The organism is Psychrobacter sp. LFX-11D (assembly GCF_904846475.1).
Lineage (GTDB): Bacteria > Pseudomonadota > Gammaproteobacteria > Pseudomonadales > Moraxellaceae > Psychrobacter > Psychrobacter cryohalolentis.
This window is the reverse complement of the sequence record NZ_CAJHAV010000018.1, coordinates 25,711-41,413: the sequence shown is the minus strand read 5'-3', so window position 1 is coordinate 41,413 and position 15,703 is coordinate 25,711. Positions and strand designations below refer to the sequence as shown.

The 15,703-nt window shown below is 42.4% G+C and carries 12 protein-coding genes; 8 read left to right on the top strand and 4 right to left on the bottom strand.

From position 1 onward, the window contains the following. Positions 1–57 precede the first annotated feature (57 nt). From JMX75_RS11680 to JMX75_RS11665, 4 genes are all read left to right on the top strand, one after another. The gene (locus JMX75_RS11680; RefSeq protein WP_227673181.1) at positions 58–3,045 is read left to right on the top strand and encodes a ComEC/Rec2 family competence protein; all 2,988 of its coding nucleotides are present in this window, start codon (positions 58–60) and stop codon (positions 3,043–3,045) included. Positions 3,046–3,301: 256 nt separating this feature from the next. After that, entirely contained in the window at positions 3,302–4,357 is a 1,056-nt protein-coding gene (sppA, locus tag JMX75_RS11675; RefSeq protein ID WP_133105308.1) for a signal peptide peptidase SppA, read from the top strand. A gap of 142 nt (positions 4,358–4,499) precedes the next feature. Beyond that, a complete protein-coding gene (locus JMX75_RS11670) occupies positions 4,500–5,390 on the top strand; it encodes an alpha/beta fold hydrolase (RefSeq protein ID WP_201532439.1) in 891 nt (296 codons plus the stop codon). Between the two features lie 111 nt (positions 5,391–5,501). Then, positions 5,502–6,287: a CPBP family intramembrane glutamic endopeptidase gene (locus tag JMX75_RS11665; protein WP_265089567.1), complete on the top strand. Its 786-nt coding sequence runs from the start codon at positions 5,502–5,504 to the stop codon at positions 6,285–6,287. Between the two features lie 96 nt (positions 6,288–6,383). Here the strand turns inward: JMX75_RS11665 and dusA are convergent, their stop codons facing one another. From dusA to JMX75_RS11650, 3 genes are all read right to left on the bottom strand, one after another. Further along, entirely contained in the window at positions 6,384–7,355 is a 972-nt protein-coding gene (gene dusA, locus JMX75_RS11660; RefSeq protein ID WP_201532437.1) for a tRNA dihydrouridine(20/20a) synthase DusA, read from the bottom strand. A gap of 150 nt (positions 7,356–7,505) precedes the next feature. Next, positions 7,506–8,807: an MFS transporter gene (locus tag JMX75_RS11655; protein ID WP_133105312.1), complete on the bottom strand. Its 1,302-nt coding sequence runs from the start codon at positions 8,805–8,807 to the stop codon at positions 7,506–7,508. A 193-nt stretch (positions 8,808–9,000) separates the two neighbouring features. After that, complete coding sequence (locus JMX75_RS11650) at positions 9,001–10,701, bottom strand: phospholipase D family protein (protein WP_201532436.1); 1,701 nt, start codon at positions 10,699–10,701, stop codon at positions 9,001–9,003. Positions 10,702–11,125: 424 nt separating this feature from the next. Here JMX75_RS11650 and JMX75_RS11645 point away from each other — a divergent pair, with 424 nt between their 5' ends. From JMX75_RS11645 to JMX75_RS11630, 4 genes are all read left to right on the top strand, one after another. After that, a complete protein-coding gene (locus tag JMX75_RS11645) occupies positions 11,126–12,394 on the top strand; it encodes an O-succinylhomoserine sulfhydrylase (protein ID WP_133105314.1) in 1,269 nt (422 codons plus the stop codon). Positions 12,395–12,478: 84 nt separating this feature from the next. Continuing rightward, entirely contained in the window at positions 12,479–12,808 is a 330-nt protein-coding gene (locus JMX75_RS11640; RefSeq protein ID WP_011513146.1) for a YbaB/EbfC family nucleoid-associated protein, read from the top strand. 110 nt (positions 12,809–12,918) lie between these two features. Further along, a complete protein-coding gene (gene recR, locus JMX75_RS11635) occupies positions 12,919–13,512 on the top strand; it encodes a recombination mediator RecR (RefSeq protein WP_020443082.1) in 594 nt (197 codons plus the stop codon). 148 nt (positions 13,513–13,660) lie between these two features. Beyond that, the gene (locus JMX75_RS11630; RefSeq protein ID WP_201532435.1) at positions 13,661–14,962 is read left to right on the top strand and encodes a ribonuclease D; all 1,302 of its coding nucleotides are present in this window, start codon (positions 13,661–13,663) and stop codon (positions 14,960–14,962) included. Between the two features lie 17 nt (positions 14,963–14,979). Here the strand turns inward: JMX75_RS11630 and JMX75_RS11625 are convergent, their stop codons facing one another. After that, positions 14,980–15,672: an esterase/lipase family protein gene (locus JMX75_RS11625; protein ID WP_201532434.1), complete on the bottom strand. Its 693-nt coding sequence runs from the start codon at positions 15,670–15,672 to the stop codon at positions 14,980–14,982. Between the last annotated feature and the right edge of the window lie 31 nt (positions 15,673–15,703).

Here is a 15,703-nt window from a genome sequence, read left to right as displayed (position 1 = left end):
ATTACAGTTTTTTAGTGGATGCTATATATTATTTTAAATATCACGCAAGGAGCACTGGTGTATTGGTTAATAGGTAGCTTTATCATCCTTGCTATGATGGGTGTTTTGGCGGTTGCTGATAGCACGCCTATACCAATAATGCCGCTATTTATGGATAGCGCCAGCACTCCTGTTCTGACTATTTCATTCGTACTTCTTACCTTTATTTTAATTTTGATAAGCCAGTTTACTATCCCGTCAGTTAATCCTATCAATTCTGTAAAAAATACGTCTCATCACTCTAGGTTTGCTTCTCGTATTCTCTATTTTATATCAATCGCTATACTAGCAAGCACTTTGGTTATTGGTAGTGGTTTGAAGGCACTAGTAAGTCACCAACAAGCAGACGATCAAAAAATTACTGAGCCTATGCGTGTGCAGGCTTTGGTTCATATAGAGGGAATAAGCGATAGTGTGTATGATGCTGGTACCGATACTGGCTATCGGCAAGTGGCGATCATCAGTCAAATATTGCCATTGGTTTCTGAGCTGACAGCGCAAGACTTAGATAAAGTGACAGCAGAATATGGAGCAGGGCTAAATAATAGCTTAAGCGGCGATGATATCAAGTATGAATCTTCAAATGCCATATCTTCACATCAAAACACACTCGCTGAAAACGCTGTTCAAGATAAGGTATACCGCGTCCTACTCAATGCTTACCCAAAAAAGCCAGTCAAACAGTCATCTAAGACTAACTCTCAGAAAAAATCTAAGAAAACAGAAAAACAAAGTCAGATTGCTGGCTTAAATCATTTGCAGCCGGGTGATAGGTTATTTATGACCTTGACGCTTGCACCGCTTGCTACTTCTGAGCAAGTATCAAATAACCCATCAGGGTTTGATAGTTATCGCTGGCTACGTAGTCGGCATATTGACGGCGTTGCCAATATACTGGCTACTAGTAGTAGCTCGATTTTGCCATTCAGTCACCCACAGATACAGTCACATTCAAATTCGCATTTACTCTCTTCTGATTCTTATTTAACACGGTTGCGTACTGCTATTGACCAAGGGCGTTGGCAATTACGTCAGCACTTTTATAAAGATTGGGCTACAAATACTGCTGCAGAGCAACAAGCAAAAGCGGTCACATTAAGCTTGCTGACCGGTGATCGCAGTTTAATTAATCGTGAGACCAAAGATCTATATCAGTTGGCTGGCATTTCACATTTATTAGCAATATCGGGTACACATGTTTTGTTTTTAGCGATTGTGCTGGCTGGTATAGTTATCCTATTGATTAATCGTCTGTATCCCGCTCTATATCGCTATATTCCGCGCTGGCACGTACGTTGGTGGGTGATGATTAGCGCCGCATTTATTTATGCATTGTTTACAGGGTTTGATGTGCCCGCTGCACGTACCGCATGGATGCTACTGGCAATTGGTCTGACAAGACTAACTTTATTGCCCGTCAGTACCATGCGCGTATTACTTGCTCTGGCAGTACTGATGGCATGGCATGACCCTTATGTATTATGGCAAGCAGGTTATTGGCTGTCCTTTATTGCCGTAGCGTTATTGCTTAAATATGAAGATACCTCACAAAATCAGCCATTAACATCAAACCAACCCTCTACTTCTTATGACAAATTACTCAGACGTTTATGGCTAAGTTTTAAGCGCTTGTTTAAGTTACAGTGTTGGCTATTTCTAGCTCTTTTACCTGTAACTTTGTTGCTCTTTGGCAAAGCGTCATTATGGGGATTAATCGTAAATCTTTTTGCTATTGGCTTATTTGGTTGGATTATCGTACCGCTGAATTTATTGGCTGGGCTTTGCTATCTTATATTGCCGTCTGTAGCTGATATTATTTGGATGTTAGTCACTGCGATTGTCAGTAACCTACACGAACTGATAGCATGGCTAACATCAATGCCTGTGCTATCAGATGCGTGGCTTTATACGCCCGTCAATGCCGCTATTTTGCTTATGGCATTATTAACCCTGTTACCTTGGTTGCTACCTCGCGGTCTGATCAGTCGTTGGCTAGTATTGCCACCGCTCAGTCTTTTGGTAATGACGGTATATGCCAATCAGCAGTCACTGACTACGACACCCACTCTATATATATTGCCAACGGGTGATCATTATATAAGTGCCGCTTTATTACAATATCCGGTCGTCAATGATAAAGATGCCAAAAATACCAGCTGGCTGTTTTTGGCAGATCATAGACCCAGTAACACTAAAACTAAGACCATGCCCAGCAATCTGACGGCAGATAAATTCTCTGCCATGTTAGCGCAGCAATTGGGCAGCTTATCTGTCAACAAGCTAGAGGGTATCGTCGTACAAAGCAGTAGTAGTGGCGTGACTGATTCACGCGTTTACGATAAAAAAAGCAGCGCAGTGAGTCCTAATGATTCAGAACTCTTACCTATGATAGTCGCTCAGCTCAGTCAGAGATTGCCTGTGAGCCAATACTGGCAAGCAGGACGTAGTGAGCGTTGGTCTGCGCTGCATCAAGCTTATAAAGTTACTACGGACTCTCAAAAGACGGCAACTATCAGCGCCCAACGTTGCGAATCCGGTAAAATATGGCAGCTGCCAAATGGTAACTTAACCTTGCAAGCAATCACAGGCTGGAGCAAGCTAGAGGATGCCAGTGTTTGGGATTGTACCGTGGCTATTGATAGCAGCACGCCCATACGAGTACTCAAGTATCAAGCAAATGATCCTCTCAAGTCATTACCTGCTAACTCGCAAACACTCATGTCAAAAAGCCAACCACTATCTAACCAAGCAAATATGTCGCAATCGTGGCTAATTTTGAATGCAGATACGCATGAGCGAACTTGGCAAATGTGGTCGTTGCTATGCTCGGCTGATTTAACCAATAGCAATATAGCCATGAATCATACGACATGGTTAGGTCACAGTACCTCACATATCCCGAATGAGGTAATTACCCAGCAACAAATAGATGAGATAATCACCTATGATAATAAACCGTTAGAAGTGGCTTTATCTTCTGATGCGCTATTCAAAGAGGGTGATTAGGAATTGTTCCAATATCAATAATGTTGCAGATGTTATTGGGAACTCCTAATATCTAGCGATAGTGTTTTATTTGTGATATCACAGTTATAAAATACACGTATTTCACAGAGATGCTATTGAACCACGAGTAAAATGGCACCATACTTAACCACCTATTCATACAGAAAACTTAAACAGTAAGAATCTCGAATTTTCTGTCGCAAGTTTATATAATCTGTCTTTTATCGTTTTACATTGTTTCTACTTAGGAAGTTATATGCCCAACTGGCCGCCAGACCCTAACAAACGTCCTGATAATTCGGCAAATCAGCCAGCACCGATGCAGCAGTCAAACCAGCCGAGCGGGCAAGAATGGCGACTGATTGAAAATACTTTATTAGCAAGCGTGGTCGAGCAACGCCGTGCCCGTCGTTGGAGTATTTTCTTTAAGCTACTGACCTTTGGCTATATTTTATTGATATTTTTGACGATTGGTCGTAGCTGTAGTACTGAAGCACCCACTGGTCTTGATGGTATTGATACCAGTAAGCCGCATTTGGCAGTGGTTGAGCTTCAAGGAACTATTAGCAGTGGTGATGTCGCTAACGCTTATGATGTCAATGATGCGCTCACACGCGCCTTTAAAAACAGTAACTCAAAGGCAGTGGCGCTCGATATCAACTCACCGGGTGGTTCGCCTGTGCAGTCAGATGAAATCTGGCAGACTATGATGGATTTGCGTAAAGAATATCCAGATAAAAAGCTTTATGCAGTGATTGGTGATATGGGTGCTTCTGGCGCGTATTATATCGCATCAGCGGCTGATGAGATTTATGTCAACCCATCAAGCCTAGTCGGTTCGATCGGCGTCATCATGCCAAGCTATAATGTAAAAGGCTTGATGGACAAGGTCGGCGTAGAAGATCGCACCATTACAGCAGGTGAATATAAAGATATCTTGAGTTTGTCACGTCCCCTAACGGATTATGAAGAAAAGCATGTTGAAAAAGTGCTAGACAATACTCATAAGCACTTTATTAATGCTGTAAAAGAGGGTCGTGGCGATCGTCTAAAAAATCCTGAACAAAATAAGCTGTTTTCGGGACTGTTTTGGACAGGTGAGCAATCTATCGAGCTTGGCTTGGCGGACAAAAAAGGCAGTATCTCAAGTTTAGAGAAGCAGCTTAAATTAAATAATGTGGTTAATTATACGCCAAGTGATCCGTTCCAATTATTTATGGATCGATTCGCCGTCAAATTGGGCGCAGGTGTGGGTTCAAGCATCAATCTTGATCTCTTGCCACAAGAAGAAGGCAACGCCCAGATGCGTTAATAGACTTTAATTTTTAGCGTTACCGTGTATGATTGTTAAGGCTGAGCGTATGATTATGCTCAGCCTTATTTATGTGTCGCTATCTAGCATTTAAAACCATAAATACAATACAAACCATTATAACAACTAATGAGAATGTGTCATGAGTGAAGTCAATTTGCAGTCTTTTGCGTCCTTACCGATATCGAAAATAACCCAAAAACCAGTCATCCATTTTGCTCATGCCAATGGAATGCCAAGTCCTGTCTATGAGCCGTTTTTTGAGAAATTGGCTGAATTTTTTACTATTGAATATATCTCCATGTTAGGCGATACGCCTGATTATCCGGTCGATAACCAATGGCGAAGTCTCACGCAGCAGATTGTCGATAGCGTCAAAGATACCTGTAAAAAACATGGCGTTAAGCAAGTCGTAGCCGTCGGGCATTCGCTTGGTGCCATGTGTACCTTGCAAGCGTTGTACCGTGCACCTGAGTACTTTTCGCAAGCCGTTCTGATGGATCCACCATGGATTTATGGCAAAGTTAGCTTGCTATGGCATCTTGCCAAGACAGCAGATCGATTGCCATGGATGAATAATCGTTTGATGGATAAGCTATCGCCCGCTGGTGTGTCTAAGCATCGCCGTGACGTATGGGATAGCCGAGAAGATGCGTATGACAAACTGCGCCATAAAGGATTTTTTAAAGATTTTACTGAGCGCAGTTTTCAAGGTTATATTGAGCATGGTCTGCATGAGCGTGCCGATGGTAAAGTTACCTTGGCGATTCCAAAAGCCAGTGAAGTCGCCGTCTTTCGCACCAATCCTTCTTGGTATTGGTTGACCCCAAATCGAGCTCCCAAAGTGCCAGTTACCTTGATTATTGGTGAGGACAGTATCTTTTTAAAACGTCGATTCCCACAACAAATAAAGTTGCGCTTACGTATTCCTTATATTACTCATGCGGGCGGTCATATGTTTCCACTTGAGCATCCAGAGTCTGTGTCAGAGCAGGTATTAACATTGATTGAAAAACAGTTATCTGCCAAATAACAACAGGCCTTATTTTTAATCAATTTCCTTACGCTAAACCGATTGTCTTTGTGAGCAATTTTTAAGCAATGCTTCAGTATCTTTTCGAGTAAACCTATTATGTCAATGCGAATGCCAAATAAGAGCGCCGCTGAAACCAATAAAGTTGTCATACATCCTCAGCCTTTATTCACACGCTTAGGCACTTTACTGCTTATCATAGGCATGGTGGTTTTTTTCTTTATCAGTCAATTAATCGGGATTTATATCGCTGGCAAACTGGTATTACCAACTGCCAAAAGCGCAACGGTCGGCGATGTTTTCTTTTTTGGCAGCAATGATGGAACGGTTGTCAGTATTTCTATCATGATAGGCTGCGTGTTATTAGTGGTAATCAGTGCGTTGGTTATACGCGTGAGAGGCGGCAATTTAAAGCAGTATTTGGCATTAAGACCGTTCTCATTGGCGGTCGGTATGGGCATGATAGGGCTGCTGTTGATATTTATGATTGGCAGTCAGGCATTGACGTATATGCTTGATAAATCACCGTTGGCGTTTGTAGATCCTTTATATCAGTCTGTCAGCTCAGTATGGCTACTTATTTTTGCGATGGTTATCGTCGCGCCCATTTATGAAGAGCTCATATTTCGTGGCATATTGTGGTCGGCGATTGCAGAGCAGTTTACTTCGCCACCTGATACAGAATATCGCGGAGCAATCGTAGCAAGTCTGGTGACCAGTTTGATATTTGCGGTCATTCATTTGCAATATGGAATTTACGAGATCAGTACCATCGTGGTGTTAGCATTACTATTTTGCTATGCGCGTATCAAATCAGGCTCGCTGATATTGCCCATGTTATTACATATTATAAATAACGGCGCGGCTATGTGGCAGTATTTGGCGCAAGTAGCATAAAGAATAACAGTGAATATTTGATAATTAATACTTACGCCGTATGCATTGTTATTTAATAGTAGGTTTTATCAGGCATCAGGCATCAGGCATCAGGCATCAGGCATCAGTGTTAAGGGCTAATACCTCAGTCGCCGCGTGCTTGATATCATCAATGGTCAAGTGAGGCTTACCGCTCAATGCTTGACGCCATTTTCGAGCACCCACCAATCCTTGGAATAACCCTAAATAGTGCCGAGTCATCGTTGGAAGTGCTTCACCTTTAGCTATTTGCTCTTCTAAATAAGGATACAGCTGAGCTAGTATAACTGAACGCTTCGGGACAGGGGTGTCCCACAAGCTATTGGCTTCGGCTAACAAATACGGGTTATGATAAAAGGCGCGCCCAATCATAACGCCATCGATATGCTCAAGGTGTGCCTCAATATCAGCGACGGTCTCAATCCCACCATTAATCTCAATATCAAGGGTAGGAAAGTCCTGTTTTAAACGATACACATCGTCATACCGCAGTGGCGGTATCTCACGATTTTGCTTTGGGCTCAAGCCTTGTAGCCATGCCGTACGCGCATGAACGATAAAACGTGTACAACCACCTGCTGCTACCTTTTGTACAAAATCCGCCATAAATTCATAACTGTCAAAGTCATCAATGCCAATACGATGCTTGACCGTGACTGGAATATCGACTGCCGCTTGCATATGCTTGACCAAGTCTGCAACGGTATTGGGTTCTGCCATCAAGCAAGCACCGATTTTATTGTGCTGTACACGATCAGAGGGGCAGCCCACATTAATATTAACCTCATCATAACCATGCTGCTGAGCAAATTCTGCACACTGCGTCATCTCAGTGATATCTGCGCCGCCAAGTTGCAATACCAGCGGATGTTCAAGAGTATCAAAGCGTAAATGCCGTGCACGATTGCCATGTATCAGCGCGCCCGTACTGATCATCTCGGTGTACAAATAGACATGTGGATTAAAAAGCCGAGCAAAATAACGATAATCCGTCGTTGTCCAATCGATCATGGGTGCGACCGATAGGCGTTTGTTGGTCATATCAACCATAGTGGTTAAGCCTTAATTTTTTAGAAATTTTTGAAGATGTATATGCTAAATGCTGATGGTATATGTGTCAGTTTACGTATCATTTGCAATGGCTTGTGAGTCTATAATCAATAGGCTGATAAAAGATCAGCCTATTTGGATAAAATCACACTATATAACCTGATCTATTTTCTTGAATTCAGGCAAATTATAGAAATAAATGCCCATGATGATGGCAATAAAACCGATGAAAGTGATATAGAGTGCGGGTGAAAAGCTCACATATAAAGTGGCATAGCCAAGTCCAAATGGTACTAGTACCCCAACGATACCATAAGTGACATTGTAGCAAAAAGCCATTCCGGTGAGTCGCACATTGGTAGGAAAAAGCTGAATCAAGATGGCAGGTATCATGCCGATAACACCTGCACAAAAGCCTAAAAGTGCATACATAATAAGGATATAGTCGCCACTTGCTTCTAAATGATAGAAGAAAGCAAGCATTTGAGCGATTAAGATAATAGAGCCTATCGCCAAAATTTTGCCAAAGTTTTGGTGGTTAGAGATGATGCCATAAAAAATACAGCCAAAAATCATAAAAACGATGCCAAGACTGTGTGAGAATCCAAACAAGTCAGTATCGAGCGTAAAGCGTAATTCAATCAAATCAGGCAATAAAATAACCACTACTGTGGTGATGCTTGAGACAATTAAAGTGAGAACCAGACCTATAAAGATAGCATGCTTGCAATGCTTAAATAGGGTCGTAAAAGGCTTAGCAACATAATCGCTAGGTCTTGATTTTTTCATCTGAGTGAAAAACGGAGTTTCTTCTATCCATCGCCAGGCAAGGAGCGGTAAAACTGTCAGGATAGCCGCTATAAAGAAAGGCAAACGCCAGCCATAATCTGCCAATTGCTCAGTGGTCAACGTACTGCTTAACCAAAGAAAAAAACCATTAGAAAATAAAACACCCACAAAAAAACTGGCAGTCACATAGCTACAGCCTACTGACAGATATTGGCGCGGTACGTGCTCTGCAACGAACACCCAAGAGAGTGGCACATAAAGACCATAGGCCATGCCATGTATGATTCGCAAGACGATAAACAATGCAGGCGCTGCCAAACCCCATTGTGCATAAGTAGGCAAACATCCCATCGCCAATAAGCTTGCTGCCGTAATCAAGATACTGATTAGTAATAACGGTTTACGACCTTTTATATCGCCATAACGTCCAAAGATAACACCGCCAATTGGGCGTGCCACATAACCAATTGCAAATAATGACAGCCCCTGTATCTTCATAAGATTGGGATCTGAGCTAACAGGAAATAAAGTCGCTGCCAACATATCTGCAAGATATAGGTATATTAAAAAGTCGAAAAACGCTATTGCACTGCTATAGCAAGTAAACAGTACCGTATTTTTATCTTTAGAAGACATAAGTGCATATTGAGAACGAGAAGGCATATTAGGTCACGCATCCAGACATTAAGGTATTCGTTAAGGCAGTCATTATCTAAATAACTGCCTATAATAAAAAACGATAAATCATCATTGCTAATGATTTATCGTCAAAATAAAGACGTTTATGTCAAATATGATTATATGAAACAGAATTAAGCCAAGAGCATTCAACTTCTGTTTTTTTATATTGAGCCAACTATAACAGCCAATCAATAGGTAACCATGACATGATGGTTAGCCAAACATGGTCACTGACATCGACGCGCGGCTCTGAATCATAAATGACTTTCTTATCTTTTTCCATGGTATGCCATTGTAAATCACCGTTTTCTAGTAACTTCACTTCATACGCTTGGTTTAGTAAGTCATCGCTCAATGCACCATGCAACTGAGTCGCAAGCTCCTCATCATTGATAATCACGCCCATCTCAGTATTGATATTAGCCGAGCGCGGGTCAACATTATATGAGCCAATGAATACTTGATAGTCATCAACGGCGAAAGCTTTTGCATGTAAACTGGTTGAAGATTGGCTACGCGCTTTCCAAAGTTTGTTTTCGCGCTTTTCTTCAGAAGCGGTTGATTTTAGCTCATAAATCTTGACTCCCGCGCGCAGTAAACTAGGACGCCATTGGCTATAGCCAGAATGTACTGCCGTTACGTCGGTTGCATCAAATGAATTGGTGAGAATTTTGATTTCGATACCAGATTCTGCTAATGAGACCAACGTATTAACACCGTCTTTGGTCGGTACAAAGTAGGAGGAGATAATAGTCAGTTTCTTTGATGGACTACCAAGCAAAGTGCGCAGCTGATGCACCAGATTGGTGTCTGCTGGCACGGTTTTGGTCAATTTGCCGACGTCATCACTCAAGAACTGCATGTCCGTCCAGCGAAACGGCACTCGTTTATTAATCAAATCCGTATCGATAGAGGAGTCTTCAATGGCTGCTTTATACACTGATAAACTGCCACTGCTACTACTTTTCTCATCGGCTTTTAACTTATCGAGCCCTTGTACGAAGTCAGTCGTCTCTCCTTTATCAAGAGTCGCTAAGGTTTGAATATCGAATGATATTGGTGCTGACCAGTAGCTGGCAAAGCTATTGTCAATATCTGCCACCACTTTACCAATCAATAGTACATCCAAATCTGCGAACTGACTGCTTTTATCATTGCTTAGGTATTCATCACCGATATTACGACCACCAATGATGGTGATTTGTTTATCAAAAATCATGCTTTTATTGTGCATGCGTCTATTGATACGTGGCAAACCGGTGACAAAATTTAAAGTCTGAAATTTACGATGCATGAGTGGATTGATAATACGCACAGCAATATTAGGGTGACTGGCAAAACGCAGTAAATGCTGATCAAACTTAGCATTATTATTAAAATCATCGAGCAGTAAACGTACAATCACGCCGCGTTCCGCCGCATCCCATAAGTCTTTGAGCATCAGCTGACCGGCTTGATCATCGTGCCAGATATAGTACTGGGCATCGATATTGCGCGTTGCCATACCTGTCAATATACTGCGTGAGGCAAAAGCATTGGCGCCCGTCACAATTGGATGATAGCCTGATAAATCAGGGTGAATCTCACTCTGTTGACTGATGGCAGCAACCAAATCAAGACTATCCGTGTTTGGGGTAGCAAGGTCTGTGCTGACAGTCGTAGTATTTATAGGATCGCCCTCTTTTTGGGCGTCTTTTTCTATTTCAGCTTGTTTGCTGATGTCCGATTGGTATAAAGCATTGACCCGTGCAGATAGTGCTTGGCTTTCAGGCAAGTGCGGCTGCTTGGGTAAGCTTTGGCATCCACTAAGACCTAAGGTGAGACCGAGTGTCAGGCTCAACGATAAGTTGCTGGGTTCTATACTGAACATCGACATAAATAAATTACCTTAGTGAGCCTTTATATAATGGAGAAGTTGCCAAAAAATATGTATGGATTTCTTGGTGGTTTTGCAGATAATAACACTGATTATAAGGCATATGATAATATCGCCTAAGGCAAAGTTTAAATCGCCGCTAAGCTTATCAGGTGTCGGCATCTGTGCCTATTATAAATACGTTACTTTTATAAAATATTGCCTGTATTAGATATTGTTCTTATTGGATCTAGGTAGCACAATTTTTGCTTCTTATTTCTAATAAGTGATACGTTAGGCAAAATAATGGACAGTCAGCGCTGAAAACTGCTGCTTTGAAGCTGCTGCTTGGAATAATTTATCATGATATGATAACGCGAATGCGTGATGTTTATAATCAAAAATAAACGCTATTATAAATAACAATCAAGGCAATGGAAACTTTATGAGTCAACCGCAAAATAAAGACAATATAAACGGCTTGGATGCAAACTGGTGCAATGATGCACTGGATTTAGAACTCGATTATGGTATGCAAACCATTGCAGTACGTGCAGGTCAGCATCGTACCGATGAGGGCGAACATTCAGAAGCTATTTTTACGACCAGCTCTTATGTATATAGCTCAGCAGCTGATGCTGCCAGTCATTTTGATGGCACTAAAACGGGCAATGTCTACTCACGTCATACCAATCCAAGCGTACGTACCTTTGAGCGCCGTTTAGCAGCACTTGAAAATGGTGAGCGTGCAGTCGCAACAGCCTCTGGCATGGGTGCGATTTTGACCATGTGTTTGGCGTACTTAAAAGCCGGTGACCATTTACTTGCTGCTAATCAGCTATTTGGCTCCTCTATTGGTCTGTTTAATAACTATATGGCAAAGTTTGGTGTAGAAGTCAGTTACGTTGATTGTTTCGACAATGACGCATGGGCAAATGCTGTTCAACCAAATACCAAGGTGATTTATTGCGAAAGCCCCAGTAATCCATTGGCACAGATTTGTGATATTGGCTTTTTAAGCCAGCTATGTAAAGCCAATGATATACTCTTGGTCGTTGACAACTGCTTTGCCACCCCAGCTTTGCAACGTCCGCTTGATTTGGGTGCCGATGTGGTGATTCATTCTGCAACCAAATACTTAGACGGTCAGGGTCGAGTACTTGGTGGCGCGTTAGTCGGTAGCGATAAGCTGATGCAAGAAGCGTTTACCGTCATACGTTCAGGCGGTATCAGCATGAGCCCTTTTAATGCTTGGGTCTTTACCAAAGGACTTGAAACACTTAAATTACGTATGCAAGCGCATTGTAGTAATGCCAATCAAGTGGCAAAGTTTTTGGTTAATCATCCCAATGTCAGCACCGTACACTTTTCAGGCTTGAGCGACCATCCATCGCATGAGTTGACCAAACGTCAGCATCATATGAAAGACGGCTTTGGAGCAATTATGGGTTTTGAAGTGCAGCCATCAGAGACGCGTGATTCAAAATCTGCCGCATGGCATGTCATTGATTCAACTCAAATGGTCTCTATCACCAATAATTTGGGTGATGCGAAAACAACGATTACCCATCCTGCAACAACGACCCATTTTCGTTTGAGCGCCCAAGAGCGCGCAGAAGCAGGCGTAAAAGACGGTCTGATTCGTCTGTCGGTCGGTCTAGAAGATGTAGAAGATATCATCAAAGATTTGGCGCGTGGTTTAGACAGTTTGTAAAGATAACGGTATAATTGCTATTAGTATTTTATTTTTTATTATCAAAACCCCCATTATTTATTATTAAAAAACCAAGAGGCAACTATGAATATCCAAGCATTGATGCAACAAGCACAAACCATGCAAAAGAAAGTCGAAGCAAACGTCGAAAATGCTAAAAAAGAGCTTGGCAATAAAGAAGTGCATGCAGAAGCGGGCAGTGGTCTGGTAAAAGTAACCATGACGGGTCGTCATGTGGTTAAGCGCTTGACCATTGATCCAAGCTTATTAGAAGATGAGCCAGATATGATCGAAGATCTTATCGCTGCTGCTATCAATGACGCGGTGCGCCAAGCAGATGCGCTATATGAAGAAACCATGGCTGGTGCGACTTCAGGTATGGGCTTGCCACCAGGTATGCAAGGCATGTTCTAAGTAGCTGGTTCTTAAACGCTAAAGGCGACATATTAAAGAAAAATGGGGTTGTTATCGACATGATACGACCCCATTTTCATAGCTATGATTTATAAACAAAGGACATCACTTTGCTGACAGCCAAATTTGATCAGCTGGTCAAACAGTTGCGTATCTTGCCGGGCGTTGGTCAAAAAAGCGCTCAACGTATGGCGCTGCATCTGCTCACCAAAAAACGCCCACAAGGCATGGCACTTGCTCAAGCGCTTGATGAAGCGATGCGTGATATCGTCGAATGTCAGCGCTGCCATAGCTTTAGCGATGAGGCTGTTTGCCCATTATGCCAAGATCCTAGGCGTGATGATGCATTGCTATGCGTGGTTGAGACTGCAGCTGACGTGATGGCGATAGAGCAGACGGCAGGCTATCGTGGGCGCTACTTTGTCTTAGGTGGTCACTTATCACCGATTGATGGCATTAGCGCTGATGATTTAAATATTGAGCAACTGGTCTGGCGCGTCAAGCAAGAGCCTGTTGAAGAGCTGATATTGGCGACCGGTACGACGGTCGAAGGGCAAACGACCGCGCACTTTATCAGTGAGGCAGTCAGTCGTCATGTCAATAAAGTTACGCGTCTGGCGCAAGGCGTACCTATGGGCGGCGAGCTTGAATATCTTGACAGCATGACCCTTGGACAAGCGATGCAAAATCGCTCCTTTTTATAGCCTTCTTATCTTTATCAGATTAAAATCTTGCGCATTTTATTCAATGATGTGGTTATAATTGCTTATATTATTTTATCGCTTTCTCTTTTAATTTTATTAAGACGTGCTTTAGCGTTTTATTCTCTCTTATCAATGCAGGTATCTGCCCGTGTCTAACACTGCTCCAACCGAATCAAACCTTCAAAATACATTTTCGGCTGACGAAGTACACCATTCAGTCAATCCAGCCAAATTAGTAGACCTGCCAGTAGAGCCGGATATTGACGCATTATTAGATATTGCTGATGAGGTTGCCGTCACTTGGGTACGTAAGCAAAGCCAATTGGATGAAGTGATTGAGGCATTGGCCACTTGCGGGCGTGTGGCATTAGATACCGAGTTTATCAAGCGCGATACCTATTATCCACGCTTAGCACTGATACAGCTGAATACTGGCAATCATGTATATTTATTAGATGCGCCACAGTTACAACTGAGTGAGCTATGGCAAGCACTTATGAAAGTTGATGTGGCTATCTGGCATGCTTGTGGTGAAGATTTAGGTATATTTTATCTATTGTCCGGCTGCCCGCCACTGACCAATATTTTTGATACGCAAATTGCCTTGTCCTACTTAACAGGTCAATTACAGATGGGTTATCAGCAGGCGCTTGATGAGCAGCTCGATATGCATATTGATAAGGAACAAAGCCAGTCAGATTGGTTACAGCGACCATTATCAGATGAGCAAGAGCAATATGCGATTGATGACGTGCGCTTTTTACCTGCATTATATTTGAGTCTTGAATACGCCCTAAAATCTCAAGGTCTCTATGAGTATGTCTGGGAAGACTGTCAGCTTTACGCCAACGACTTATATGATGCCCAAAATGTTGCAGACGAGCAGATGTATCTAACCATGGCAGATTATCGCTATACCTCTGAGCAAATGGCCATATTGCAGGCGGTAGCTACATGGCGTGAAGAGCTGGCGCGCTCAACCAATCAGCCACGTACTTTTGTCATAAAAAAACAAGCGGTGCGTGAGATTATCACTGAAAAACCAAACACGATGCGTGAGCTTGCGCATAAGACAACGATACATCGCAGTATGTTGCGACTGTATGGTGAAGAATTACTCAAAGTGATAAAGGAAGCAAAAAATCTGCATCCTGCAGAATATCCAGATTCTCTATTGCCGCCGTATCGCTCAAAGAATAAAGTACTCTCAAAAGCGGTACAAAAAACGATAGATGATCAAGCAAAAGCTACCGGCGTACCTGCCAATGTCTTAATGCGTAAAAAATGGCTTGGGCAATTATATGAAGTGATTGCTTATGATAAAGATATCAGCGAGTTGCCGCAAGGGTTGAAAGGCTGGCGTCATGATTGGGTAATGCACACCTTTATTCCAGTGATTAAGGAGCATAAAACCGAGTTGCAGCAGGGTATGGGTATCAATGTTCGCTAAGCGATAAAGAGTAGCGTTTATAAGTATTTAAGCTCGCTATGGTCGAACTGTCCATGTTGTAAAAAATACTTGGTTTGTGCGGCCACTGTTTTATCGACTAGCATTCCAGTATGCGAGACTGGCAATACGATATGATCAGTGGCTGCCTCTATTTTGGTTTCTTCTATATATACTGTGCCATCGTGTAGTAGATGTTCTACTGATGGCAGGTTGTCTGCCCGACGCAGTTTGCGATTATGATATTGCAGAAATATCTGACCCAAACCGTATGGACGACTCCCAGCAATCACGCCAAGGGTGATATGCTCAGGTAATGGCCCAACGGTACCATCTAATGCATCGATATAGGATTGCCCAACGATAGCAGGGCTCAGCCGCCAAATATAATCCGCACAAATACTGCCCATATGCGGTGTCCCAAGGGTCACGCAGCGACCAATTTGCCACTTAGGATACTGAGTAACAAAATCACGAATAATCAAACCGCCCAAGCTATGACCGACCAAATGTATCGGCTCATCAGGATGATGATTTTCTTCAAGCCACTTATTAAGTCGCTGACTATTGGTTTGAATACCATCGCGCATACTACGATAGCCAAATTGATGAGTTTTAAATCCTGCTATTTGTAAGCGTTTGGCAAGTGGTCGCATAATCCAAGCCGTTTGGTGCAGACCATGAATAAGAATGACAAGATTGTTTTTCTGCATATGTGATTCTAACCAAGTGAATGATATGAAT

What these genes read in the sequence shown, in the direction of transcription:
- sppA (WP_133105308.1), top strand. Translation starts at nt 3,302, where the DNA reads ATGCCCAACTGGCCGCCAGACCCTAACAAACGTCCTGATAATTCGGCA.
- JMX75_RS11670 (WP_201532439.1), top strand. Translation starts at nt 4,500, where the DNA reads ATGAGTGAAGTCAATTTGCAGTCTTTTGCGTCCTTACCGATATCGAAA.
- JMX75_RS11665 (WP_265089567.1), top strand. Translation starts at nt 5,502, where the DNA reads ATGCCAAATAAGAGCGCCGCTGAAACCAATAAAGTTGTCATACATCCT.
- dusA (WP_201532437.1), bottom strand. Translation starts at nt 7,355, where the DNA reads ATGGTTGATATGACCAACAAACGCCTATCGGTCGCACCCATGATCGAT.
- JMX75_RS11655 (WP_133105312.1), bottom strand. Translation starts at nt 8,807, where the DNA reads ATGCCTTCTCGTTCTCAATATGCACTTATGTCTTCTAAAGATAAAAAT.
- JMX75_RS11650 (WP_201532436.1), bottom strand. Translation starts at nt 10,701, where the DNA reads ATGTCGATGTTCAGTATAGAACCCAGCAACTTATCGTTGAGCCTGACA.
- JMX75_RS11645 (WP_133105314.1), top strand. Translation starts at nt 11,126, where the DNA reads ATGAGTCAACCGCAAAATAAAGACAATATAAACGGCTTGGATGCAAAC.
- JMX75_RS11640 (WP_011513146.1), top strand. Translation starts at nt 12,479, where the DNA reads ATGAATATCCAAGCATTGATGCAACAAGCACAAACCATGCAAAAGAAA.
- JMX75_RS11625 (WP_201532434.1), bottom strand. Translation starts at nt 15,672, where the DNA reads ATGCAGAAAAACAATCTTGTCATTCTTATTCATGGTCTGCACCAAACG.